Annotated in this window: 17 protein-coding genes, 1 other RNA gene and 1 riboswitch; of the genes, 9 read left to right on the plus strand and 9 right to left on the minus strand. The window is 65.1% G+C overall.

The window, feature by feature from the left end; translation table 11 throughout:
• Positions 1 to 321: 321 nt before the first annotated feature.
• A complete protein-coding gene (gene thiC, locus VZ068_RS17040; RefSeq protein WP_349655954.1) occupies positions 322 to 2,199 on the minus strand; it encodes a phosphomethylpyrimidine synthase ThiC in 1,878 nt (625 codons plus the stop codon).
• A gap of 112 nt (positions 2,200 to 2,311) precedes the next feature.
• Positions 2,312 to 2,409, minus strand: a riboswitch (TPP riboswitch).
• 80 nt (positions 2,410 to 2,489) lie between these two features.
• Here thiC and VZ068_RS17045 point away from each other — a divergent pair.
• Positions 2,490 to 2,753, plus strand: coding sequence for a hypothetical protein (locus VZ068_RS17045; RefSeq protein WP_259156359.1), 264 nt, complete (start codon positions 2,490 to 2,492; stop codon positions 2,751 to 2,753).
• Positions 2,680 to 4,650, plus strand: a complete 1,971-nt coding sequence (locus VZ068_RS17050; protein ID WP_349655955.1) for a prolyl oligopeptidase family serine peptidase — start codon at positions 2,680 to 2,682, stop codon at positions 4,648 to 4,650. The genes VZ068_RS17045 and VZ068_RS17050 overlap by 74 nt, the downstream gene beginning before the upstream one ends.
• Before the next feature lie 4 nt (positions 4,651 to 4,654).
• Here VZ068_RS17050 and VZ068_RS17055 read toward each other — a convergent pair.
• From VZ068_RS17055 to ggt, 3 genes are all read right to left on the minus strand, one after another.
• Positions 4,655 to 4,730, minus strand: a non-coding RNA gene (locus VZ068_RS17055) — sX9 sRNA.
• Between the two features lie 75 nt (positions 4,731 to 4,805).
• On the minus strand, positions 4,806 to 6,644 hold the full coding sequence (locus VZ068_RS17060; RefSeq protein WP_349655956.1) for a methyl-accepting chemotaxis protein: 1,839 nt from the start codon (positions 6,642 to 6,644) through the stop codon (positions 4,806 to 4,808).
• A 77-nt stretch (positions 6,645 to 6,721) separates the two neighbouring features.
• Positions 6,722 to 8,431: a gamma-glutamyltransferase gene (ggt, locus tag VZ068_RS17065; RefSeq protein ID WP_349655957.1), complete on the minus strand. Its 1,710-nt coding sequence runs from the start codon at positions 8,429 to 8,431 to the stop codon at positions 6,722 to 6,724.
• 643 nt (positions 8,432 to 9,074) lie between these two features.
• Between ggt and ilvC the strand changes: the two genes are divergently transcribed.
• The 5 genes from ilvC to VZ068_RS17090 all read left to right on the plus strand — a co-directional run bounded on the left by ilvC (position 9,075) and on the right by VZ068_RS17090 (position 14,851).
• Positions 9,075 to 10,076 carry a ketol-acid reductoisomerase gene (gene ilvC / locus VZ068_RS17070; protein WP_046964004.1) on the plus strand — a complete coding sequence of 334 codons (1,002 nt, stop codon included), beginning with the start codon at positions 9,075 to 9,077 and terminating at the stop codon, positions 10,074 to 10,076.
• 44 nt (positions 10,077 to 10,120) lie between these two features.
• On the plus strand, positions 10,121 to 11,842 hold the full coding sequence (gene ilvG / locus VZ068_RS17075) for an acetolactate synthase 2 catalytic subunit (protein ID WP_349655958.1): 1,722 nt from the start codon (positions 10,121 to 10,123) through the stop codon (positions 11,840 to 11,842).
• A complete protein-coding gene (locus VZ068_RS17080; RefSeq protein WP_259156369.1) occupies positions 11,826 to 12,083 on the plus strand; it encodes an ACT domain-containing protein in 258 nt (85 codons plus the stop codon). The genes ilvG and VZ068_RS17080 overlap by 17 nt, the downstream gene beginning before the upstream one ends.
• Positions 12,084 to 12,173: 90 nt before the next feature.
• Entirely contained in the window at positions 12,174 to 13,292 is a 1,119-nt protein-coding gene (locus tag VZ068_RS17085; protein ID WP_349655959.1) for a threonine dehydratase, read from the plus strand.
• On the plus strand, positions 13,289 to 14,851 hold the full coding sequence (locus VZ068_RS17090) for a 2-isopropylmalate synthase (RefSeq protein WP_259156373.1): 1,563 nt from the start codon (positions 13,289 to 13,291) through the stop codon (positions 14,849 to 14,851). Before VZ068_RS17085 ends, VZ068_RS17090 begins: the two co-directional genes overlap by 4 nt.
• A gap of 792 nt (positions 14,852 to 15,643) precedes the next feature.
• On the opposite strand, the gene leuB is transcribed toward VZ068_RS17090, so the two are convergent.
• The 3 genes from leuB to leuC all read right to left on the minus strand — a co-directional run bounded on the left by leuB (position 15,644) and on the right by leuC (position 18,955).
• On the minus strand, positions 15,644 to 16,717 hold the full coding sequence (gene leuB / locus VZ068_RS17095; RefSeq protein WP_349655960.1) for a 3-isopropylmalate dehydrogenase: 1,074 nt from the start codon (positions 16,715 to 16,717) through the stop codon (positions 15,644 to 15,646).
• A gap of 80 nt (positions 16,718 to 16,797) precedes the next feature.
• Positions 16,798 to 17,445 (minus strand): 3-isopropylmalate dehydratase small subunit, encoded by a 648-nt coding sequence (gene leuD, locus VZ068_RS17100; protein ID WP_349655961.1) that lies wholly within the window; start codon positions 17,443 to 17,445, stop codon positions 16,798 to 16,800.
• Between the two features lie 70 nt (positions 17,446 to 17,515).
• Positions 17,516 to 18,955 carry a 3-isopropylmalate dehydratase large subunit gene (gene leuC / locus VZ068_RS17105; RefSeq protein WP_349655962.1) on the minus strand — a complete coding sequence of 480 codons (1,440 nt, stop codon included), beginning with the start codon at positions 18,953 to 18,955 and terminating at the stop codon, positions 17,516 to 17,518.
• Between the two features lie 118 nt (positions 18,956 to 19,073).
• On the opposite strand from leuC, the gene VZ068_RS17110 reads away from it, so the two are divergent.
• Positions 19,074 to 19,952, plus strand: a complete 879-nt coding sequence (locus VZ068_RS17110) for a LysR family transcriptional regulator (RefSeq protein ID WP_259156387.1) — start codon at positions 19,074 to 19,076, stop codon at positions 19,950 to 19,952.
• Between the two features lie 193 nt (positions 19,953 to 20,145).
• Here the strand turns inward: VZ068_RS17110 and VZ068_RS17115 are convergent, their stop codons facing one another.
• Positions 20,146 to 20,427 carry a hypothetical protein gene (locus VZ068_RS17115; protein ID WP_259162874.1) on the minus strand — a complete coding sequence of 94 codons (282 nt, stop codon included), beginning with the start codon at positions 20,425 to 20,427 and terminating at the stop codon, positions 20,146 to 20,148.
• Between the two features lie 101 nt (positions 20,428 to 20,528).
• Positions 20,529 to 23,531: a two-component regulator propeller domain-containing protein gene (locus tag VZ068_RS17120; RefSeq protein WP_349655963.1), complete on the minus strand. Its 3,003-nt coding sequence runs from the start codon at positions 23,529 to 23,531 to the stop codon at positions 20,529 to 20,531.
• Positions 23,532 to 23,861: 330 nt separating this feature from the next.
• Here VZ068_RS17120 and VZ068_RS17125 point away from each other — a divergent pair, with 330 nt between their 5' ends.
• Positions 23,862 to 24,515, plus strand: a complete 654-nt coding sequence (locus VZ068_RS17125; protein ID WP_259156393.1) for a TetR/AcrR family transcriptional regulator — start codon at positions 23,862 to 23,864, stop codon at positions 24,513 to 24,515.
• Positions 24,516 to 24,612 lie beyond the last annotated feature (97 nt).

Consider the following 24,612-nt stretch of genomic DNA (forward strand, 5'->3'; position numbering starts at 1 on the left):
AGGACCACGACCAACTGTGTCATGCATCCATTTGGTGCAAATTTTACTCTATGCCCCGTTGCTTCCTATAACAGGCGGCGACGTCAGGCTCTCTCTCTCTCGCCGACGAATTCAAATAATTACGATGTTTCCTTCGCGCCTTCTGGCGCGATTTTTTTATCTGCGATTCAGCTAGAACGCTGCAAACCCTTATCCGCTGTAACCGCTTGCAGCACGATCGCATCGCGGCACTTGCGCGCAGCGATGCGATCTGTACAGCCGAAGCTGAATTTTCGATAAGCGGGCCACGTGTTCCGGGCAACCTTAAGCGGGCTTGTGGCGCTATGAGGCGCGATAAATCTGCGCCCCCTGCGCCAGAAACTGCGACGCCTTTTCTTCCATGCCAGCCGCCACGGCATGCGCTTCGCCCATGCCGTGTTCGGCCGCGTAGTCGCGCACGTCCTGGGTGATCTTCATCGAACAGAAGTGCGGCCCGCACATCGAACAGAAATGCGCCAGCTTGTGCGCGTCCTTGGGCAAGGTCTCGTCATGGAACTCCCTGGCCTTTTCCGGATCCAGCCCGAGATGGAACTGGTCGTCCCAACGGAACTCGAAGCGCGCCTTGCTCAAGGCGTTGTCGCGCACCTGCGCACCCGGATGCCCCTTGGCCAGGTCGGCCGCATGCGCGGCGATCTTGTAGGCCATGATGCCGTCGCGTACGTCCTGTCGGTTGGGCAATCCAAGATGCTCCTTCGGGGTGACATAGCAGAGCATCGCGGTGCCGAACCAGCCGATCATCGCCGCACCGATCGCGCTGGTGATGTGGTCGTAGCCGGGCGCGATATCGGTGGTGAGCGGCCCCAGGGTATAGAACGGCGCCTCGCCGCATTCGCGCAGCTGCTTGTCCATGTTCTCCTTGATCAGCTGCATCGGCACATGCCCCGGCCCTTCGACCATGGTCTGCACATCGTGCTTCCAGGCAAGCTTGGTCAACTCGCCCAGCGTTTCCAGCTCGCCGAACTGCGCAGCATCGTTGGCATCGGCAATGCAGCCTGGGCGCAAGCCATCGCCCAGCGAAAACGCCACATCGTAGGCCTTCATGATCTGGCAGATGTCTTCGAAGTGGGTATAGAGAAAATTTTCCTTGTGGTGCGCCAGGCACCACTTGGCCAGGATCGAACCGCCGCGCGAGACGATGCCGGTGACGCGCTTTGCAGTCAGTGGCACGTAACGCAGCAGCACGCCGGCGTGGATGGTGAAATAGTCCACGCCCTGCTCGGCCTGCTCGATCAAGGTGTCGCGAAAGATCTCCCAGGTGAGTTCTTCGGCGCGCCCGTCGACTTTCTCCAGTGCCTGGTAGATCGGCACCGTGCCGATCGGCACCGGCGAGTTGCGGATGATCCACTCGCGCGTTTCGTGGATGTGCTTGCCGGTGGACAGGTCCATCACCGTGTCGCCGCCCCAGCGGATCGACCAAACCAGTTTTTCCACTTCTTCGGCAATGCCCGACGACACCGCGCTATTGCCGATGTTGGCGTTGATCTTGGTCAGGAAATTGCGACCGATGATCATCGGTTCGCTTTCCGGATGATTGATGTTGTTGGGCAGGATCGCGCGACCGCGCGCGATCTCCTCGCGCACGAAGTCCGGCGTGATGCGCTGCTGGATCGACGCACCAAACGATTCACCTGGATGCTGCTTGCGCAGCATCGCGTCGCTCACCGCCTCCAGACGCTGGTTTTCGCGAATCGCCACGAACTCCATTTCCGGCGTGACGATGCCGCGACGTGCGTAATGCATCTGGGTGACATTGGCGCCGGCGCGCGCCACCCGCGGCAGGCGCCGTGCAGGAAAACGCACGGCGTCCAGGCGCGCATCGTGTTCGCGGCCGCGCCCGAAGTGCGAACTCAAGGTCTCCAGCGCCACCGTATCGCCACGTTCGGCGATCCAGTCGGCACGCAACGGCGCAAGGCCGGCAGCGAGATCGATTGCCGCCTTCGGGTCGGTGTAGGGCCCGGAGGTGTCGTAGACGCTGAGCGGCGCATTGTCTTCGCCGCCGAACAACGTCGGCGTGCGCGTCAACACGATCTCGCGCATCGGCACCTGCAGGTCGGCGCGTGAGCCGGGTACGAAGATCTTGCGGGAACCGGGAATCGGCTGGGTCACAGCCTCGGATAACGACTGGGCTTGTTGCTGCAAAACGGTAGGCGCGGCATTCATGGCGTTCGTCCTGTGTGCTGGTGACCAGCACCAATGGCGCTGGCTCTGCGAAGAAGTCGCAGTGCGGACGAAGCGGCGGCGCTCAACAGGACGACCGGTGCAGGCACCGGCCATCGCATCTTACGAAGCTTCCCTACGCCGGTATCAGCCGGATCAGGTTCGAAGGGACTATCTCAACCGCAGCGCATTGCGGTACCCCCACTTCGGCGGTGATTAAACCACATCGCCGCGAGCGGGCGCATGCGCGGTTGGCTGCACGGCGCACTGACCCGCCAAACGGACGCTGCGCGATGAACGCAGCCGTGCAGCTGACATGCCCAGACATTTTCGCGGCACATCGGCTGGCTAGCGTGGCCGCACAACAACCAGAAACCTGCTCTCTCTCCTTGCCGCCGCATTCCGGCGGCATTTTTTACGCCCTCTTGCAGCCGATGGCTGCGATTCGTTATCGTCGCGTGAAACAGGGGATGGACAACGCGAATGCAATGGATGCAACGGTGTGCGTGGATGGCAGCAGTGTTGATCGGAGCGGCCGGACCTGGTGCAGCGGCTGAGCCACTCCCGGCAGAAGCCTTTGTCGAGTCCGGCCCGATTTCCTCGCCCGCGATGTCGCCGGATGGCAAGCATCTGGCGGTCAGCGCCGATCTTGGGGACGGCAGCTACGCGCTGGTGGTGTACCGCATCGCCGACATGCAATCCACCACCATGCTGCGCCTGCCCCGCTACGAATTGCCGGTCCGCATCGCCTGGGTCAGCGATCGGCGCCTGGTGATCGGCAAGGGTCGCAAGCTCGGCTCGTTGGAAGAACCGGTGCCGATGGGCGAGATCATCGCCACCGATCTGGACGGCGGCAATCAGCGCTACGTCTACGGCTACCAGCAGAGCACGCGCAATGCCGGGCTGGAGCGCGGCTTCGGCTACATCGAAGGGCTGCCGAGCCGGCGCAACGGGCACTTCTACATGCGGCGGCTGTCGCTGGATTCGCGCCATTCGATGCTGTACGACGTGGATGCGAGTACCACCGCCCACCGGCTGATGGCCGACATCGACGTGCCGCGCCTGAGGTTTGTGCTCGACAACGCCGATGTGGCGCAGTACGCATACGGCACCGACGACAACGACAATTCGCTGCTGTTCCGCCGCAGCGGCAACGGCTGGACACCGCTGACGCAGGTCCAGGCCAACTGGCGTCCGATCGCCTTTGCCGAACAGCCCAATCGTGTCTATGGCTGGCACAGCGTCTCCGGCGGTCCGGCGGCACTGGTGTCCAGCGACCCGGACGGCCAGCAGCGCAGCGTGCTGGCATCCGACCCGTTCTACGACGTGGACGATCTGCAATGGGGACCTGCACCATTTGCGCCGTTCGCGGCACGACTGGGACCGGGCCAGCCGGCGCTGCGCTATGTCGCGCCCGACAGCGCACAGGCGCAGTTGCATCGCAGCCTCAGCCAGACCCTGGCCGGTCAGTACGTGGATTTCATCAACTTCACCGAAGATGGCAACGCCGTGCTGCTGAAGGCCTATAGCGACCGCGATGCCGGCGCCTGGTACATCTTCAATCGCCCGACCAATACGCTCAAGCTGGTCATCAAGGCCCGCAGCGCCCTGCCCGCGGCACGGATGAGCGAGCGGCGCATGGTGCGGTTCCAGGCCCGCGACGGGCTGACGCTGGACGGCGTGCTGACCGTTCCGGCAACGGCCGCCCAGGGTGCGCCACTGCCGATGATCCTGCTGCCGCATGGCGGCCCGCATACCGACGGCGATGGTTGGGCGTTCGACACCGATGCGCAATTTCTCGCCAGCCGCGGCTATCTGGTGCTGCAGGTCAACTACCGCGGCGGGCAGGGACGCGGCCATGACTTCGAACGTGCGGGTTATCGCCAGTGGGGCGAACGGATCCAGGACGATCTGGTGGATGGCGTGCGTTGGGCGATCGACCAGGGCCTGGCCGATCGGTCGCGCATCTGCAGCTACGGTGCCAGTTTTGGTGCGTACGCGGCGATGATGGTGCAGGTGAAGGCACCGGAGCTGTTCCGCTGCGCGGTCGGTGTAGCCGGTATCTACGACCTGCAGATGATGTACACCAGGGGCGATATCAATCAGAGCGCGTACGGCACCAATTACCTGGAGCGCGTGATCGGCCGCGACGCCGCCGAGCTTGCCGCGCACTCGCCGGTTTCGCTGGCCCAACGCATCAAGGCGCCCGTGCTGTTGGTCCACGGCGAAGAGGACGAGCGTGCGCCATTTGCCCAGGCCAAGAGCCTGCGGGCTGCGCTGACCCGTAGCGGCAACGCGCCCGAATGGATGGCCGTGCCCAAGGAAGGCCACGGGTTCTACAAGGACGCCAACCAGATCGCCTTCTATCGCACCCTCGAACACTTCCTGGCCAAGCAGCTGGGCAACCCGACAACCGCATCGGCGGGCAACCCGACGCCGGCCACACCGCAGTAAGAGCGGCGAACAACACCTAGCGAGCAGTCGTCAGCTGGGTGTGGGCGGCGCGGAGGAACCGGAGCGTACGGGTGGCACATGCCACGCCGAGCGCCGGCCGCGACCGCCTGGCGGCCGTGCAGCAATTTCATCGGCGGCCCTGACGCCAGCCGGCGTCACTCCAGCGTATACCCGACCCGCAGGCCGCCCCAGTGCTTGCGGCCGACGAAGATCGGTGCAGACAGGTCGAACATGATCTGGCCGGTATCGCGGCGATAGACCTGCAAACGATAAGGGTCGGTGTGCGCGCCCACGCTGCGGCCGACGCGGTCGGTGAACTTGCGCTTGGTGCGGTTGCCGACCAGATCGCGCTTGGCATCGCCGGTCAGCGGCTGGGTGAAACGCAGATTGTGGGTAGGCACATAGCCGTCGGGATTGGCGCAGATGGCGAACACGATCCACGCATGCGCCTCCAGCAGCGGCTCCTGCAGCGGGGGCAGCACCTGATCGCAGACCGCGTCGAAGTCGGTACTGAACTTGGGCGGCTCCACCCCGGCAATCGGCGTGTAGGTGCGCGCGAACAACGCCGCTTCGTCGATCTGCCCGCGCGCGATGGCCTGCGCCAGTGCGGTGCCGATCTTGCCCGCCGTGGCGACGGCAAGTTCCTTGACGCGCGCGTGCCTGGGCACCTGCAATGGATCGGGCGGGAGGCGGAACAGGCCCACGCAGTCGCGCAGGGTTTCGGTGCCGCGCTCCAGCGCCTCGCTGCGTTCGGCCACGTGCGCGGCATGCTGCAGGTTGCTGCGCCCCAGCGCCACCACACCATCCACCGCACGCTCGATCCCGCGAATTTCGCCATCCTGCGCCTGGATGCGCCCGGCTACCGTGGTCATCGCGCTACTGGCCTGCCCAAGCACGCGGGTGATGCCATCGAGCACTGCCTCGGTGCCACGCGCGGAGGCCGCGCCCTCGCCCACCGCAGCACTGGTCTCGGCCAGGATCGCGCGCACATCGCGCGCCGCCGCCGCCGCACGTTCGGCCAGACGGCGGATCTCGGTGGCGACCACCGCAAAGCCGCGCCCGGCGTCGCCGGCATGCGCCGCTTCGATGCTGGCGTTGATCGACAGGATATTGGTCTGAAACGCCACCGAGTCGATGACTTCGATGACCTCGCCGGCACGTGCGGCGCGACGCTCTACCTCGTGCATGGCCTGGCCCAGGGCGTGTGCCGCGGCCACACCCTGGCGCGCGCTGTCATCGGCGCTGGCGGCCAGCGCGATCACCTGTGCCAGTTCGGCATTGACGTCCTGCAGGCTCGCAGCAAGGCGCTCCACCGCCGTGCGGGCGCCGTCCAGCGCTTCGGTCTGCGCCTGCGATTGACGCACCATCTCGTCGTTTTCGGCCACCAATGGCGGCACTTCGGCGGCGATCTGCACCGACAGCGCGACCGCCTGGCGGATCGCTTCGGCCAGATTGCCGAAGCCGGCCTGCAGCCGGCGGCCCATCTCGTTGTCCGCCAGGCCCGGCGGGAGCAGCAGTTCCAGCTCGCAGCCGGCCAGCGCCTGCGCAGTGCGCTCCAGCACGGTGCGGTCTTCGTGCTCGGCCTGTAGCCGTGCCACCAGAGGCTGCAGCAGCGGCGAGATCGGCACCGGGCGACTACCGTCGGCCAGCCGTGTGGCTTCGCGCAACAGGATTGCGGTTTCGACGTGCGGCAACGACAGCATCCAGCCTCCGTGCTCGCGGTCGCGGATGTAACGCACGCGCCGGGCCGGGTCGTCGCCCGGTGCGGCCCACACCCCTTCGTCGCCGACCAGGTCGGTGACGCTCAATCCCCACAGCACGGAGGCCGGCAAGCCTTCCAGTTCGCTGGCGGTCTTGCCCAGCACGTCCAGGCCGGCGCGATTGCAGGCCACCACATGCGCCTCGACCGAGAGCCGCAACAAGGCGACCGGCGCGTCGGGGAGCAGGGCCGCACGCGTGTGCGACGGCAGGTCAGGCGAGTGCATCGAGCTCATGGGGATTCCTAATCCATCGGTGTGGTTAGCGGCGCGCGGCAGGCAGAGTTGAGCCGCACTCATCCGTGGCGGTTGGCTCAGTAACCGGCCGCCTGCCCGTCCTTGCGGCTTTCCGACGCGCCGTAATACACGCCATTGCCCGGGTCGCGGGCGATCGCCTGATAGCCGCCATACGGGCCGTCGGCAAAGATCACCCGATGGCCTTTGCGCATCAGTGCGCGAATGGTGTCGTAGGAGAACCCGGTCTCCAGATTGAGCTCGCCGCCGTCACTCATGGCGGTGGCCTGGCCGGTCGGCTCGGTGGAGCCCTCGTGCTGGATGCGTGGCGCGTCGCCGGCCTCCTGCAGATTCATATGGAAATCCACCAGGTTCATCACGATCTGCACATGTCCCTGCGGCTGCATCGCCCCGCCCATCACCCCGAAGCTCAGCCACGGCTTGCCGTCCTTGGTGACGAAGGCCGGGATGATGGTCTGGAACGGCCGCTTGCCCGGCGCGTAGCCGTTGGGGTGGTCCTTCTTCAGCACGAACATCTCGCCACGGTCCTGCAGGATGAAGCCCAGCCCCGGCGGCGCCATACCGCTGCCCATGCCGCGGTAGTTGGACTGGATCAACGACACCATCATGCCGTCGGCATCGGCCACGGTCATGTAGATGGTGTCGCCTTCTTCCAGCTGCTTGGGCGTGCCCGGCTGCACCTCCTTGAGCGCCTTGTCCATGGAGATCAGCGCGCGACGCTGGGCGGCGTAGTCCTTGGAGACCAGCCTGGCCAGCGGCGCGCGCTGGAAGGCCGGGTCGGCATAGAAATGCGCGCGGTCGGCGAAGGCCAGCTTCTTGGCCTCGGTGAACAGGTGCACGTGCTCGGCCGAGCCGAACGGGATCTTGGAGAAGTCGTAGCCTTCCAGGATGTTGAGCATCTGCAGCGCGGCAATGCCCTGGCTGTTGGGCGGCAACTCCCACACGTCGTAACCGCGGTAATTCGTGCTGACCGGCTCCACCCATTCGCCCTGATGGCTGGCCATGTCCGCATAGCTCAGGTAGCCGCCATTGGCCTTGAAGTAGGCGCCGATGGTGCGGGCGATATCGCCCTTGTAGAACGCATCGCGGCCGCCGTCGGCGATCTGCTGCAAGGTGTTGGCCAGGTTCGGGTTCTTCCACAGCTCGCCCTTGCGCGGGGCATGGCCGTCGATGGTGAACTGCTCCTTGAAGCCGGGGTACTGCGACAGCCGCGGCACCGAGCGGTCCCAGTAGTAGGCGATGGTTTCGGCCACCGGATGGCCTTCGCGCGCGTAGCGGATCGCCGGGGCCAGGTTCTGCGCCATCGGCTTGCGGCCAAAGCGCTCGTGCAGCGCGAACCAGCCATCCACCGCGCCCGGCACCGACACCGGCAACGGGCCGGTCGGCGGAATGTCCTTCAGCCCGCGGCGCTGGAACTCGGCCAGGGTCAGCGACCTGGGCGAACGGCCTGAGCCGTTGTACCCATAGAGTTTGTTGGTCTTGGGATCCCAGACGATGGCGAACAGATCCCCGCCCACCCCATTGCCGGTCGGCTCCATCAGGCCCAGCGCGGCATTGGCGGCAATCGCCGCATCCACCGCCGAGCCGCCGTTCTTCATCACATCCAGCGCGATCTGGGTGGCCAGCGGTTGCGACGTCGCCGCCATCGCATGCGGGGCGATCACTTCGGAGCGGGTGGCGAAGCCCTGCCCGGTAATCCGGTCGGCGGCAACGAGAGACGGCGCCAGCAGCGTCAGAGCAGACACAAGTAAGACGGGTACGCGACGCATGATCCAGAGCTCCCCACGACACAACGAATGAAGGACCAACCATACCAGCGGCCTTAGTCGCAGCGCTCGATCCCAGCCGCACTGCAGCGATAAAATCGCGCAGTTGGTGACGCACATCGGCGATGTCGGCAAGTCGTCGATCCGGTTTCATGGGAAACCATGCTGCTGTCATGAGGCTTCGCGCTCGGTAAACGGCACCGATCCAGCTGTTTCACCCGCAAGGGTTGACACCCTACCGGCAGCGATGGTTATCTCAATACATGCCGCAACGCACCGCCACCACGAACGCCCTCCTGACCGCGCCCTTCGGCGCGACGGCAGCGTCGCTTCTCGTGCTCGTACTTATTACCTCGCCAACCGGTGCGGGACGCGGCTTCGTGTAGGTAACAGACACACAAGGCTTCGATCAGACCCCGCACCGGCAACGGCGCGGGGTTTCGCGTTTCAGGGACCCCCAAAAGTTTCGAATGACATGAACGACACCACCGACATCGCCGCAGCCCCTTCCATCAGTGCCAGCAACTGCGCTGCCGCAAGCCTCCGCGTGCACGGTGTTCTCGCTCATCCCCGCTTTGTTCGGCCAACCAGCCTCTGCGCTGCCAGCTGATCCCTTTCCCACTGCCAACCCCGCAAGGACTACTTCATGAGCAACGACACCCAACCGAAAATCGCGATCATCGGCTACGGCAGCCAGGGCCGCGCGCATGCGCTGAACCTGCGCGATTCCGGCTTCGACGTCACCGTCGGCCTGCGTCCCGGCGGCCCCACCGAATCCAAGGCCCAGGCCGACGGCTTCACCGTCGTGGCGCCCGCCGAGGCGGTGAAGAGTGCCGATCTGGTCGCGATCCTGACCCCGGACATGGTGCAGAAGAAGCTCTACGAAGAGGTCATTGCCCCGAACATGAAGCAAGGCGCCTGCCTGCTGTTCGCGCATGGCCTGAACGTGCATTTCGACATGATCACCCCGCGTGCCGATCTGGACGTGGTGCTGGTCGCGCCGAAGGGCCCGGGCGCACTGGTGCGTCGCGAATACGAGATCGGCCGCGGCGTGCCGTGCATCTATGCGGTCTACCAGGACACCAGCGGCAAGGCCGAGCAGTTCGCGCTGACCTATGCCGGCGGCCTGGGCGGCGCGCGCGCCAACATCATCAAGACCACCTTCAAGGAAGAAACCGAAACCGATCTGTTCGGCGAGCAGGCCGTGCTGTGCGGTGGCGCCTCGTCGCTGGTGCAGGCCGGGTTCGAAGTTTTGGTGGAAGCCGGCTATCAGCCGGAGATCGCGTACTACGAAGTGCTGCACGAACTGAAGTTGATCGTGGACCTGTTTTACGAAGGCGGCATCACCCGCATGCTGGAATTCGTGTCCGAAACCGCGCAATACGGCGACTATGTCAGCGGCCCGCGCGTGATCGACGCCAGCACCAAGGCACGCATGAAGGACGTGCTGACCGACATCCAGAACGGCACCTTCACCAAGAACTGGGTGGCCGAATACGAAGCCGGCCTGCCGAACTACACCAAGTTCAAGCAGGCCGACCTGGAACACCCGATCGAAGAAGTGGGCAAGAAACTGCGCGCCAAGATGGTGTGGCTCAACGGCGAACAGCAAGCCGCTGCCGCACCAGCAAATCAGCAAGCGGCATAACGCCGCCGCATCCCCCACCGTTTAACACCGAAGGTCCGCAACGCATGAACACCTCCGCACACAGCACGCCCCGCAACGGCGCGCGCTGGCTGACGCAGGCCCTGGAAGCCGAGGGCGTGGAAACGCTGTTCGGTTATCCGGGCGGCACCATCATGCCGTTCTACGACGCCCTGGTGGATTCCAGGCTCAAGCACATCCTGGTCCGTCACGAACAGGGCGCCGCCCTTGCCGCCAACGGCTATGCCCGTGCCAGCGGCAAGGTCGGCGTGTGCGTGGCCACCTCCGGCCCGGGCGCGTCCAATCTGGTGACCGGCATTGCGGACGCAATGCTCGATTCGGTGCCGATGGTGTGCCTGACCGGTCAGGTCGCCACGCCGCTGCTGGGCACCGATGCCTTCCAGGAACTGGACGTATTCGGCATGACCATGCCGATCGTCAAGCACAGCTTTCTGGTGCGCAGCGTGGACCAGTTCCCGGAGATCGTGCGCGAGGCGTTTCGCATCGCGCGCGAAGGCCGCCCGGGCCCGGTGTTGATCGACTTGCCCAAGGACGTGCAGATTGCCGATGCCTCGCATCTGCCAGCGCATGTGCCGGCGGCGGTGCTGCCGCCACCGGCACCGGCGGACGCGAAGCTGGCCGAAGCGTTGGCCGCCATCGCCAGCGCCGAGCGCCCGGTGGTGTATGGCGGAGGCGGGATTGCACTGGCCGGTGCGGTGGAGGCGTTCCGGCGCTTTGTCGAAGCCACCGGCATCCCGACCGCGCTGACCTTGCGCGGCCTGGGTGCATTGCCGCATGCGCATCCGGATTATCTGGGCATGCTGGGCATGCACGGCACCCGTGCGGCCAACATGGCGATCCAGGAATGCGATCTGCTGGTGGTGGTCGGCGCGCGCTTCGACGATCGCGCGACCGGCAAGTTGAGCGAATTTGCACCGTTCGCACGCGTCATCCATCTGGATGCCGATGCGTATGAAATTTCCAAGCTGCGTACCGCCGACATCGCCGTGCCCGGCGATGTGGCGACTAGCCTCAAGGCCTTGAGCGCAGCACGCGGCAACTGCCAGGCATGGCGTACGCGCTGCTTTGCCAATCGCGAAAAATTCGCTGCGCGCTACGACGCGCCCGGTACCGATATCTACGCACCGGCGCTGCTGAAGCGACTGAGCGAAGTGGCTCCGGCCGACACCATCATCGCCTGCGATGTGGGCCAGCATCAGATGTGGGTGGCCCAGCATTGCCGCTTCAACGATCCACGCAATCACCTCACCAGCGGCGCACTCGGCACCATGGGCTTCGGCCTGCCGGCGGCGATGGGCGCGCAGTTCGCCTGCCCGGACCGCACCGTGGTGCTGGTCTCCGGCGACGGCAGCTTCATGATGAACGTGCAGGAGCTGGTGACCATCGCGCGCTGCAAGCTGCCGGTGAAGATCGTGCTGCTGGACAACAGCTCGCTGGGCATGGTGCGGCAGTGGCAGGAGCTGTTCTTTGCCGAGCGCTACAGCGAAATCGATCTGTCCGACAACCCGGATTTTGCCGCGCTGGCGCAGGTGTTCGGCATCCCGGCCAAGCGCATCATCGCGCGCGGCGATGTGGATGCGGCACTGGCGGAATTGCTGTCCCAACCCGGCCCCGGCCTGCTGCACGTTGCCATCGACGCACGCGCCAACGTATGGCCGCTGGTGCCGCCCAACAACGCCAACAGCACCATGCTGGACAGCAATCCTGCACACGCGGCCAAGGAGACGACACATGCGTTACCGGCTTGACCTGGTGCTGAAGCCGGCCGAAGGCGCATTGGTGCGGGTGATCGGCATGACCGAGCGCCGCGGGTTCCGCCCGTGTGCCATCCAGGGCGCCGCCGCGCCGGACGATGCCGGGCGCTGGCACCTGCAGTTGGACGTGGACAGCAGCCGGCCGCCGGAAACACTGCGGCTGCAGCTCGAAAAGGTGTACGACTGCGAGTCGGTGGTGATCACGGCACTGGAATCGATCGAGGCCGCCGCATGACCACGCAGACCTGGGCCACGCAAACCTCGCGCGACCACCAGACCACCGTCCGGAGGTGTCTTCTTCCGGATCGGCCGCGCGCGTGCCGCAATGCCTGATTCCGGCCGCCCCGCTTCGCAGGAACCAGACGTAGGCGACGTGGCCGTCAGCGTGGCCGACGTGCTGGCCGCGCAGGCCCGCCTGCGCAAGTACCTGTCGCCCACGCCGCTGCATTATGCCGAGCGCTTCGGCGTGTGGTTGAAACTGGAAAACCTGCAGCGCACCGGCTCCTACAAGGTGCGCGGCGCATTGAACGCGTTGCTGGCGGGGCTGGAACGCGGCGACGAGCGTCCGGTGATCTGCGCATCGGCCGGCAACCATGCGCAAGGCGTGGCATGGTCGGCATACAGGCTGGGCGTGCAGGCGATTACGGTGATGCCATACGGCGCGCCGCAGACCAAGATCGCCGGTGTTGCGCACTGGGGCGCCACCGTCCGCCAGCATGGCAACAGTTACGACGAAGCGTTTGCGTTCGCACGCGAGCTGGCCGACCAGAACGGCTACCGTTTCCTATCCGCCTTCGACGATCCGGATGTGATCGCCGGGCAAGGCACGGTCGGCATCGAACTGGCTGCGCATGCGCCGGACGTGGTGATCGTGCCGATCGGCGGCGGCGGCCTGGCCTCCGGGGTGGCGCTTGCGCTGAAATCGCAAGGCGTGCGCATCGTCGGCGCGCAGGTGGAAGGTGTCGATTCGATGGCCCGCGCCGTACGCGGCGATCTGCGTGAAATCGCTCCCGTCCCCACCCTGGCCGACGGCGTGAAGGTCAAGATTCCCGGCTTTCTGACCCGCCGTTTATGCGCGAGCCTGCTCGACGATGTGGTGATCGTGCGCGAAGCCGAATTGCGTGAAACCCTGGTACGCCTGGCGCTGGAAGAGCACGTCATCGCCGAGGGCGCCGGTGCGCTGGCACTGGCCGCCGGTCGCCGTGTTGCAGGCAAACGCAAATGTGCGGTGGTCTCTGGCGGTAATATCGACGCAACGGTTCTGGCCGCACTCTTGTCCGAGGTGCGGCCGCGTCCGCCACGCAAACCGCGGCGTCGCAATACCGAACGACTCCGCAACGAACGCAGCGTCAAGCCTTCACCCCAAACACCCGCTCTTTCCCGCCCATCCGCAGTCGCTTCAACGCCTGTCACCGCCATCGCCGTAGAGGAGTCTTCCTGGTGAACACGACCGTATCCAACCAGACCCCGCGTATCCGAATTTTCGACACCACCCTGCGCGACGGCGAGCAATCCCCCGGCTGCAGCATGACGCCCCAGCAGAAGCTGGTCATGGCGCGCGCGCTGGACGAACTCGGCGTGGACATCATCGAAACCGGCTTTCCGGCCAGTTCGCATTCGGACCGCGAAGCTGTGGCGATGATCGGCCGCGAGCTGCGTCGTCCCACCCTTGCGGTGCTGTCGCGCTGCCTGCAGGCGGATATTGAAACCTCGGCAAAGGCGCTGGAAGCTGCAGCCAACCCGCGCCTGCATGTGTTCCTGTCCACCAGCCCGCTGCACCGCGAGCACAAGTTGCGCATGAGCCGCGAACAGGTGCTGGAATCGGTGCACAAGCACGTGACGCTGGCGCGCGGCTATATCGATGACGTGGAGTTTTCTGCCGAAGACGCGACCCGCACCGAAGAAGATTTCCTGGCCGAAGTCACCCGTGTGGCGATTGCGGCCGGTGCCACCACGATCAACCTGCCCGACACGGTGGGCTTCACCACGCCGGAAGAGATCCGCGGCATGTTCGCGCGGCTGATCGCCAGCGTGGAAGGCGCCGACAAGGTGATCTTCAGCGCGCATTGCCATAACGATCTGGGCCTGGCGGTGGCCAATTCGCTGGCAGCGATCGAAGGCGGCGCACGTCAGGTGGAATGCACCATCAACGGCATCGGAGAGCGTGCGGGCAACTGCGCACTGGAAGAAATCACCATGGCGCTGAAGGTGCGTGGTGCGTTCTACAACATCGATTCGTCGATCAATACTCCACGCATCGTCTCCACCTCGCAGTTGCTGCAGCGCCTGGTCGGCATGCCGGTACAGCGCAACAAGGCGGTAGTCGGTGGCAATGCGTTTGCGCACGAATCGGGCATCCACCAGCACGGCATGCTGCGCCATCGCGGCACCTACGAAATCATGCGTCCGGAAGATGTGGGCTGGGAATCGTCGCAAATGGTGCTGGGCCGCCACAGCGGCCGTGCAGCGGTCGAGCAGCGCCTGCGTGCCCTTGGATATCTGCTGGAGGAAGAAGAGGTCAAACTGGTCTTCGAGCAGTTCAAGGCATTGTGCGAAAAGCAGCGCGTGGTCACCGACGCGGACCTGCAGGCATTGATGCAGGACGCCACCGTGCAGGAAGGTTACCGCCTGGCCTCGATGACCATCAGCGATGTCGGCAGCCGTGCCAATGCGCTGGTGGAATTGTCCGACCCGGAAGGCAATCGCGTCGCCGAGACTGCGCAGGGCAACGGCCCGGTCGATGCCTTGTTCGGTGCGCTGGCCTCGGCCACCGGCGTGAAGCTCGAGCTGGACAGCTACCAGGTGCACAGCGTGGGCATCGGCGCAGATGCGCGCGGTGAAGCCAGCCTGAGCGTACGCCACGACGGCGTGGAATACGAAGGCACCGGCACCAGCAAGGACATCATCGAAGCCAGCGCACTGGCGTGGCTGGATGTGGCCAACCGCCTGTTGCGTCAGCGCGAGCGCGGCGTGGTCGCCGGCAAGACGGCTGCGGTGGCGTAGCGCTGTCATCTGCTAAACGATGTAAATCTGACGGCCGGCGGAGTGATCTGCTGGCCGTCTTGGTTTTTGGTGGTTGGTCATTTGAACGTTTTCTAAGAATGCATTGCTTGCCGATCAGCAGCCGCGAAGAGTGGGAGCGCGGCGCCACATCGACCAATCCCACGCACGACGTCTGCCGGTTTCGCGCAAACGCCTCGATCACTGAGGGCGCTTGCACGCGTACCGGCGTGGGACACGCCGCAAGTACGTCCCTGTAGGCTCTTACGCGGCATCCATGCCGCGTAAGGTCCCACGCCGGTACGCGCGCAAGCACCTCCGAATATTGTTGGTGGCTGAAGGAGAAGAGTTACTTGATTGATTGATCATGCTTTGGAGCGCGACCTTCGCTGGCGGAATCATGGCAAAGCAATAGACGAAAAACTGCATCGACTACCGACTACCGACTGCGGAATCTGCAAGCATCATGCCTACCAAAAGGCATTGCTTGCCGATCAGCAGCCGCGAAGAGTGGGAGCGCGGTGTCGCGTCCGGGGGCGGGACCGTGTGGCGGCGTGGATGCCGCCACCGAGCCTCCACGGACGGATTCACGGCGTGTCCCGACACCGGATGCGGCACCGCGCTGCCGACCACCCCCCATGCCTACAAGTCCTGCGCACGACATCCGTAGGTTCATGCAGATGCTTTGGTTGACTGATGTGATCACGGATGAGGCAGACGCCAAACGAAAGTGGCCATCGTCTGAAGAACGATAGCCACCGGTAAAGCCACGACGCCTCGGGGAAGCGAGCGCTTTTACAGCGCGGCCACCACTGCATCACCCATTGCCACCGTACCGACCTTGGTCGTGCCTTCCGACCAGATGTCGGCGGTGCGCAGGCCTTGGTCGAGTACCTTGCCGACCGCTTGCTCGATCGCATCTGCTGCAGCAGATTGCGCAAACGTATAGCGCAGCATCATTGCCACCGACAGGATGGTGGCCAGCGGATTGGCGATGCCCTTGCCTGCGATATCCGGCGCCGAGCCATGACATGGCTCGTACATGCCCTTATTGTTGGCATCCAGCGAGGCCGACGGCAGCATGCCGATCGAGCCGGTGAGCATCGACGCCTGGTCGGACAGGATGTCGCCAAACATGTTGTCGGTCACGATCACATCGAACTGCTTGGGCGCGCGTACCAACTGCATCGCCGCGTTGTCCACGTACATATGCGACAACGCAATGTCCGGATAGTCCTTTGACACCTCTTCGACGACTGCGCGCCACAGCTGGCTCGATGCCAGTACGTTGGCCTTGTCGACCGAGCACAGCTTCTTGCCGCGCAGGCGTGCCATCTCGAAGCCGGCCTTGGCGATGCGGCGGATCTCGCTTTCACTGTATGGCAGCGTGTCGTAGGCCTGACGCTCGCCATTGTCCAGCGTGCGCGTGCCCCGCGGCTGACCGAAATAAATACCGCCGGTGAGCTCGCGCAGGATCAGCAGATCCAGCCCGGACACCACCTCCGGCTTGAGCGTGGAGGCCTCGGCCAGCTGCGGATACAGCAGTGCCGGACGCAGGTTGGCGAACAACCCAAGCTGCGAGCGGATCTTGAGCAGGCCCCGCTCCGGGCGCAGCGATGGGTCGATGGTGTCCCATTGCGGCCCACCGACAGCGCCCAGCAGCACCGCGTCGGCAGCGCGCGCGCGCTCCAGCGTTTCGTCGGCCAGCGGGCTGCCGTACTTGTCGTAGGCCGCGCCACCCAGTTCGTCGTACACCAGGCTGAAACCCAAACCATGCTGCGCATCGATACGCGCCAGCACCTTGACCGCTTCGGCCATGATCTCCGGGCCAATCCCGTCGCCGGGAAGAATCAGAATCTGCTTGCTCATGCAATCCTCGTGGAATGACGCAACAGCGCCAGTTAGTTCAATGTGCCGCGGCGATCACCGCGCAAACGTCACTGCACAACTCACTGCAGCGCGCCGAACAGCCACGGCTGGCGAGCGCGATGGTCTTGCTCGAAGCGGCCGATCGCATCGGCCTCCTGCAAGGTCAGGCCGATGTCGTCCAGCCCGTTGAGCAGGCAGTGCTTGCGGAATGCATCGATGTCGAATGCGTACTCCGCGCCATCGGGGCGGCGCACGCGCTGTGCGGCCAGATCCACGGTGAGTTGATAGCCCTCGTTGGCCAGGCATTGCTCGAACAATGCGTCCACTTCCGCTTCGGCCAGCACGATCGGCAGCAGGCCGTTCTTGAAGCTGTTGTTGAAGAAGATGTCGGCAAAGCTCGGCGCGATCACGGTGCGGAAGCCGTATTCGTCCAGCGCCCACGGCGCGTGCTCGCGCGAGGAACCGCAGCCGAAGTTCTCGCGTGCCAGCAGCACGCTGGCGCCCTGATAGCGCGGAAAATTGAGCACGAACTCCGGATTGAGCGGGCGCTGGCTGTTGTCGCGGCCGGGCTCGCCGATGTCCAGATAGCGCCATTCGTCGAACAGGTTCGGCCCGAAACCGGTGCGCTTGATCGACTTGAGGAATTGCTTGGGAATGATCTGGTCGGTATCGACATTGGCGCGATCCAGCGGCGCCACCAGTCCGGTGTGTTGGGTGAAAGGGGTCATTGAGAGAGGCCGGGATTGGGGAATGGGGAGTAGGGAATGGGCAGAGCGGGAAGCAGGACTTTGCGATTCCCTATTCCCGATTCTCGATTCCCTGGAGGTCACGCACGTCGACGAAGTGCCCACTCACCGCCGCCGCTGCGGCCATCGCCGGGCTGACCAGATGGGTGCGGCCACCGGCGCCCTGGCGGCCTTCGAAGTTGCGGTTGGAGGTGGAGGCACAATGTTCGCCGCTGCCCAGCTTGTCCGGGTTCATCGCCAGGCACATCGAGCACCCCGGCTCGCGCCATTCGAAGCCGGCGTCCAGAAACACCTTGTCCAGGCCTTCGGCCTCGGCCTGCGCTTTCACCAGACCGGAGCCCGGCACTACCAGCGCCTGCTTGATGGTGGAGGCGACCTTGCGGCCCTTCGCAACCGCAGCGGCCGCGCGCAGATCCTCGATGCGCGAGTTGGTGCACGAGCCGATGAACACGCGGTCCAGGCGGATCTCGGTGATCGGCTGATTGGCCTTCAGCCCCATGTACTTCAGCGCGCGCTCGATCGAGTCGCGCTTGGTCGGATCCTGTTCGGTTGCCGGGTCCGGCACCTGCTGATCCACCGCCAGCACCATTTCCGGCGAGGTGCCCCAGCTCACTTGTGGCTTGATGTCCTCGGCACGCAGTTCCACCAAGGTGTCGAAGTGCGCGCCCGGGTCGGAGACCAGCGTCTTCCACAGCGCCACGGCAGCGTCCCAATCCGCCCCCTTGGGCGCGAACGGGCGGCCTTGGACGTACGCGATGGTCTTGTCGTCCACTGCCACCATGCCCACGCGCGCACCGGCTTCGATGGACATGTTGCAGATGGTCATGCGCCCTTCCATCGACAGCGCGGCAATCGCGCTGCCGGCAAATTCCAGCGCATGTCCGTTGCCGCCAGCGGTGCCGATCCTGCCGATTACCGCCAGCACGATGTCCTTGGCAGTCACGCCAAACGGCAACGTGCCTTCGACACGCACCTGCATGTTCTTCATCTTTTTGGCGATCAGGCATTGCGTGGCCAGCACGTGCTCGACCTCGGAGGTGCCGATGCCGTGCGCCAGCGCGCCGAATGCGCCATGCGTGGAGGTGTGCGAATCGCCGCAGACCACGGTCATGCCCGGCAGGGTGGCGCCCTGCTCCGGGCCGACCACATGCACGATGCCCTGGCGAGCGTCGTTCATCTTGAACTCGAGGATGCCGAAGTCGTCGCAGTTCTCGTCCAGGGTCTGCACCTGCAGGCGCGAGACTTCGTCGGCGATCGACTCCAGGCCGCCCTGCCGCTCGGCACGCGTGGTCGGCACGTTGTGGTCGGGCGTGGCGATGTTGGCATCGATGCGCCACGGCTTGCGCCCGGCCAGGCGCAGGCCTTCGAACGCCTGCGGCGAGGTCACTTCATGCAGGATGTGGCGGTCGATGTAGATCAGCGACGAACCATCGTCGCGGCGCGTGACCTCGTGCAGGTCCCACAGCTTGTCGTACAGCGTCTTGGCAGTCATTGCGGCGATCCGGTTGGCGGATGGTAGGAGCCCCACCTGGCTGCATTCGATGCTAGGAGCTTGAATTGGATAACGCAAATTCATATTGTTTATTCAACAAATGAATTTCAGGAATGGCATGGATCTGGCGAGCCTCAGCGCCTTCGTGGCGATCGCCGACAGCGGCAGCTTTTCGGCGGCCGGTGAGGCGCTGCATCTGACCCAACCGGCGGTAAGCAAGCGTATTGCCTTGCTGGAGGGGCAACTATCCGCGCGGCTGTTCGATCGCCTGGGCCGCCAGGTGGTGCTGACCGAGGCCGGCCAGGCCTTGTTGCCGCGCGCCCAACGCATCCTTGCCGAGCTGGAAGACACGCGCCGCGTGCTGGAACACCTGGGCGCTTCGGTCGGCGGGCGCCTGAGCCTGGCCACCAGCCACCACGTTGGGCTGCATCGGCTGCCGGCGTTGCTGCGCCGCTTTGCCGCGCAACATCCGCAGGCCGCGCTGGATATCCAGTTTCTGGACTCGGAACTGGCCTATGCGGCGGTGCTGCGTGGCGAGGTGGAACTGGCGGTGACCACCCTGGCACCGGAGACGCGTGCGCCGCTGCGCGCGCAGCCGATCTGGCACGACCGCCTGCAGTTCGTGGTGGCGCCGGATCATCCATTGGCCGCCCTGCGTGAGGTGGCGCTGGACGATGTGGTGGCGCATCCGGCGGTGCTGCCGGATCCGGGCACCTTCACCCACCGCATCGTGGCCGGGCTGTTCGCCGAGCGTGGCCTGGTGCCGCATCTGCGCATGACCACCAACTACCTGGAGACGATCAAGATGCTGGTGTCGGTGGGGCTGGCCTGGAGCGTGCTGCCGGAGCGCATGATCGACCATCAGATCGTGGCGCTGCCGCTGGCCGATGTAGCGCTATCGCGCGAGTTGGGATGCGTGACGCATGGCGGGCGCACCTTGTCGCGTGCCGCGCAAGCGTTCGTTGCGTTGTTGCATGCGCAACAAGAACAGCCCTAGGGAGCCTGCGAACAACTCAAGGCCCCCTGAGAGAACCTGCCATCTGGCCTAATCGCGACAATCGTCATTGATGAAAAAATTGAACACTTGCGAGCGACCCGGCCTGTCTTGGACGTCGATCGGCAGGCTATGAACGGCTTGTTCAGAGCTTCCCTGGAGCGTCCAAGACAACCTCACGTACGTTTTTTGCAGCTCAGTCGTTGCGCGGCAATAGCCCGGCCTTTTGGTACCACCGCACACAAGCACTTTGCAAGGCGGCAAGAGCAATGCATACCACAACACCTAGCGCGCCATGCCAGAAAAGCATGCCAACGCAGAGCGGAATCACGCCGAACCAGCAACAGAGCTTGTAAGGCAGTGGCAACAACCTGTAACGCTCGCCCTTGTCCGGGCTACGGCGAAAATCCATCTCGTTGATCGCTGCGTCTAGCCCAAGCAGTGCAAGGTAAGCAAGCAACACCCATATCAGCAACATAAGCACCTGCGCCCCACGATTCGATACAACACCACGTGCTTGAAACACGCCACCTGGGTCACTTATCGCGTCTGCACGGCACCAGCGCGTCGTTGCACCCCTTACGGCCCCACCAGCCGATCGCGCCCATGCCGCTTGGCCTGATACAGGCGGCGATCTGCCAATGCGAGCAGTTCGCGCCGGGTTGGCGCCTCATCGCTCATCGCCATGCCCATGCTGGCGGTGCACCGCACCGTAATGCCGTGCGCATCGACGTCGATCGTCGCCAGCCGTTGTCGCATGCATTCGAACAGCGCGCGCGCCTGTTCGGCATCCAGTCCGGTGGCGGCCAGCAGAAACTCTTCGCCGCCATGGCGCGCAGCGAAACACTGCGCCCGATCCTGGTCGCTCAATGCCTCGCCCAGTGCGCTCAATACCGCATCGCCGACGTCGTGACCGTATTGGTCGTTGATGTGTTTGAAGTGGTCGATATCCATCAATGCCAGCGCCAGCGCGGGACCACCGCCACGCGCCGCGTCGAACCACTGTTGCAGCACGCGCTCGGCTTCGCGCCGGTTGGGCAATGCGGTCAGCACATCGTGGCTGGCGCGGTATTCCAGCTGACGCATCAACGCTTCGCGCTCCTGGCTGGCCTGCTGCAGGGCGAGGTTCTTGTCGCTGAGTTCGCGGGTGCGCCGGTCGATCACGGTATTGAGTTGGCGCTGACGGCGCCGGTAGCTGGCCGTGCGCCACAGGTAAAACCCGTAAATCAGGCTGGCCAGCGCAAGGATGCCCAATGCGATCACTTCGCTACGGCGCCACCAGGGCGGCGCCAGTGCGATGACCAGACTGGATTCTCCCAGCAGCGCGGTCTGACGCCAGTCCACCGGCAGCGACATCGCCTGCACGCGGAAGCGAAAACGGCCCGGCGGCAGGTTGGTGTACACCGCTTCGGTCGCGTTGTCGGCATCCACCCACTCCGGGTCGAAACCTTCCAGGCGATAGCGGTAACGCACCTTGTCCGGCCCACGAAAATTGAGTCCGGCATAGGTGATTGCGATACGGCGGGTCTCGGCGCCGAGCTGATGCGGGCCGCTCAACGGCTGCACCATGCCGTCGACCAGCAAGCGCTCGAACACGATCGGCACGCGATGGCCTTGCAAGGTGCCGACACGCGCCGGATCTATCACGCCCAGCCCGGCCGAGGTGGGAAACAACAACTGCCCGGACTGCGTCAGCCAGCCGGCCGGCGCGCTGCTGCCATTGCCCTGATTGCTGGGCATGCCATCGCTGCGGTCCACCACTTCCACACTCAATTGTTCGCGGGTACCGGCATCGATCTGGTCGAAGTTGTTGCGCGCGATGCGGAAGACGCCGTGGTTGCTGGACAACCACAAATAGCCGCGGCCGTCGTCGATCACGCGGAACACCTTGTCGCGCGGCAGTCCAACGCGGTGGTCGTAGACGCGAAAATGGTCGCCCTGCAGGCGCAACAGGCCGCGATCGCTGGCGATCCATAGATCGCCGCCGGCGTCGCGCAAAAAGTCGAAGGCGTTCTGCCCAGGGAAGTCCTGTTCGCCCAGCCAGGCGCGCGTGCTGCCGCCCGGCGACAGCCCGGTCATGCCGCGATCGGTGCCGATCCAGAGGATGCCCTGCGTGTCGCGATACAGCGCCTGCACCGAGCCGTCGGGCACGCCATCGGCCGCGGTGTAGCGGCGGACCTTGCCTTGCCGCCAGTGCGCCAGCCCACCGGTGGTGCCGATCCACAGATCGTCGCCATCGGGCAACACCGCGCGCACCGACAGCGACGGCAGTCCATCGCCCGCGCCGATGCGCACCAGCACCTTGCCCTGCGCATCCAGCCGCAGCACGCCCTGACTGTAGGTACCGGCCCAGACCCCGCCATCGCCGGCATCGGCCAGCGACAACACCGACTGCTCCAGCACGCGACCGCCTTGGGCCGGCGACAGCGCGATGCGATCGATCTGATCGTCGCGCCAGCGGTCCAGGCCCACCGCGCTGCCCACCCACACGGTGCCATTGCCGGTCTGCAACACGGTGCGCACGTAATCGGAGGCCAGGCCGTCGTCATGGGTCACGCCGTGCGCGGCGCCTTCGGCAATCCGGAACAGGCCGTGCGTGCTGCCGACCCAGATCAGGCCTTCGGCATCTTCCAGCAACGCGGGGCTGGCGACGCCGGTGATCGAAATCTGCTCGTCCGGCACACCAGCCCCGCCATGCACCACCAAGGTCCCGCTGGGCATGCTCATCCACAGATGCCCGCTCCGATCCAGCAACAGGGCATCCACGCGCTGCCCCTGGCGAAACCGCTGCAGCCCGCCGCCGCGACTCCACCACCACACGCCGTCATCGCCGGCGACCAGCAGGCCGCCCTGGCGATCGCTGGCAAGCCGACGCACTGGCGTTGCCTGCATGCCATGCGTCCTGCCCCAGGGCTCGGCAGCGCTGCCATTGCCGGGCAGGCGATACAACCCGACCTCGGTGCCCACCCACAGATCGCCGTGGTCGTCGGCCGACAACGCAGTGATGCGCGCGCGCGGCAGGTCCGTCTGGCGCCCCACATCGACCAGGCGCCCATCGGCTTCGATCCGGTATAGCGTCTGCGGCGTCCCCACCCACAACGCTCCGTCTGCCCGGCGCAACAACGCGCTGACCGCCAGATGCCGCGCCGTCGCGTCGCCCAGCTGTTGCCAGTGGCCATCCTGATAGTGATAGACCCCGTCGAATGCGGTGCCGAACAACATGCCGCCGGTGCTGTCGCGCACCACCACGAACACGCCTCCCAGTTCGGCACCCGGTGTGTTCTGGCGGTCGTACACGGTGAAATCGCGGCCGTTGAAGCGCGCCACGCCTTCCCAGGTGCCCAGCCAGATCAGTCCGTCTTCGCCCTGGGCCACGGCGTGCACCAGGTTATGCGGCAGGCCGTCGTCCATGTTCCAGCGCGTGACCGTGTGATAAGCGGTGTGATCGAGCGCCTGCGCGCCAGCCGCGGGCATGCCGCACATCCCGCAGCACAACCCAAACCACAGCCATACCAAGGCCGCCCGCAGCACGCGCGTGCTGCGAACGCGGCTTGCATGCGTCTGCGCCCCGACCCTGTCCACGTTCCCCGCCCCTCATCCGTGCCGCTGGCCATGCGTGACGGTATGTACCGGCAGGCCTGGGGCAATCTATCACCGGGGTTTTCGGACCGCCCTAGGTGGATTCCCCACAGCTGCCGGTCGGACCATGACACCGGGAGGCATTCAATTGAAACAATGAATGCCCAGCATGATCTGCATGGCTTGGGGCATGAAGCACTGGCATTGCAGCCTGGCTGAGGCATGGTCCGGTGACTCGGCCACGCCAGGCCCGATCAGCCGAAGCGTCCCATGCCCTGATACGTTCAGGCCACCGAGTATAAATATAGAACCCGATGGTCTAGTATTGGCCGTATGTCCAGCTCGCCCTCCCTCAAGTCCAAGGCCAAGAGCAACGGCCCCGGGCGTCCCAAGGATCTTGGGAAACGTGCCGCCATCCTCGGCGCTGCCCGCGCGCTCTTTATGGAGCAAGGCTATGCCGGGGTCAGCATGGATGGCATCGCCGCCCAGGCCGGCGTCTCCAAGCTCACCGTCTACAGCCACTTCGGCGACAAGGAGAGCCTGTTTTCCGAGGCGATCCGCGCGCAGTGCCAGGAGATGATGCCGGACGACCTATTCGACCACGCGCCCAAGGGCGCACTGCGCGACCAGTTGATCGAAATCGCCCATGCGTTCTTCGCCATGGTCAGCACCGAATCGGCCATTTCCACGCACCGCATGATGATGGCGCCAGGCACCGGCGATGTGCATGTCCGCGAGATGTTCTGGGAAGCCGGCCCCAAGCGGACCCAACAGGCGTTGGCGGATTTTCTGTCGGCGCGCGTGGCCGACGGCCAGCTCGACATCGCCGATCTGGCGCGCGCGGCCTCGCAATTCTTCTGCCTGCTCAAGGGCGAGCTGTATGCCCTGATGATGTGCGGCCTGCACGGCCAGCCCACCCGCGCGCAGGTGGATGAGCACATCCAGTCCAGCGTGGACTTCTTTTTGAGGGCGTATGCGCCGCGTTGATCGCCCCCGGCCTTTGGTGGCGATGACTTCCGGCACTGCGCCAGCGGCCGGCGCGCAGCGATGCTAGATGCGCCAGTTGCCCCGTGCACCGGTAAAA

The sequence above is a fragment of the Xanthomonas sp. 10-10 genome, assembly GCF_040182365.1.
GTDB lineage: Bacteria > Pseudomonadota > Gammaproteobacteria > Xanthomonadales > Xanthomonadaceae > Xanthomonas > Xanthomonas arboricola_F.

Excerpts from the sequence above, each read along its gene's own strand:
- thiC (WP_349655954.1), bottom strand. The coding sequence starts at position 2,199 with ATGAATGCCGCGCCTACCGTTTTGCAGCAACAAGCCCAGTCGTTATCC.
- VZ068_RS17045 (WP_259156359.1), top strand. The coding sequence starts at position 2,490 with ATGAACGCAGCCGTGCAGCTGACATGCCCAGACATTTTCGCGGCACAT.
- VZ068_RS17050 (WP_349655955.1), top strand. The coding sequence starts at position 2,680 with ATGCAATGGATGCAACGGTGTGCGTGGATGGCAGCAGTGTTGATCGGA.
- VZ068_RS17060 (WP_349655956.1), bottom strand. The coding sequence starts at position 6,644 with ATGAGCTCGATGCACTCGCCTGACCTGCCGTCGCACACGCGTGCGGCC.
- ggt (WP_349655957.1), bottom strand. The coding sequence starts at position 8,431 with ATGCGTCGCGTACCCGTCTTACTTGTGTCTGCTCTGACGCTGCTGGCG.
- ilvC (WP_046964004.1), top strand. The coding sequence starts at position 9,075 with ATGAGCAACGACACCCAACCGAAAATCGCGATCATCGGCTACGGCAGC.
- ilvG (WP_349655958.1), top strand. The coding sequence starts at position 10,121 with ATGAACACCTCCGCACACAGCACGCCCCGCAACGGCGCGCGCTGGCTG.
- VZ068_RS17080 (WP_259156369.1), top strand. The coding sequence starts at position 11,826 with ATGCGTTACCGGCTTGACCTGGTGCTGAAGCCGGCCGAAGGCGCATTG.
- VZ068_RS17085 (WP_349655959.1), top strand. The coding sequence starts at position 12,174 with ATGCCTGATTCCGGCCGCCCCGCTTCGCAGGAACCAGACGTAGGCGAC.
- leuB (WP_349655960.1), bottom strand. The coding sequence starts at position 16,717 with ATGAGCAAGCAGATTCTGATTCTTCCCGGCGACGGGATTGGCCCGGAG.
- leuD (WP_349655961.1), bottom strand. The coding sequence starts at position 17,445 with ATGACCCCTTTCACCCAACACACCGGACTGGTGGCGCCGCTGGATCGC.
- leuC (WP_349655962.1), bottom strand. The coding sequence starts at position 18,955 with ATGACTGCCAAGACGCTGTACGACAAGCTGTGGGACCTGCACGAGGTC.
- VZ068_RS17110 (WP_259156387.1), top strand. The coding sequence starts at position 19,074 with ATGGATCTGGCGAGCCTCAGCGCCTTCGTGGCGATCGCCGACAGCGGC.
- VZ068_RS17115 (WP_259162874.1), bottom strand. The coding sequence starts at position 20,427 with ATGTTGCTGATATGGGTGTTGCTTGCTTACCTTGCACTGCTTGGGCTA.
- VZ068_RS17125 (WP_259156393.1), top strand. The coding sequence starts at position 23,862 with ATGTCCAGCTCGCCCTCCCTCAAGTCCAAGGCCAAGAGCAACGGCCCC.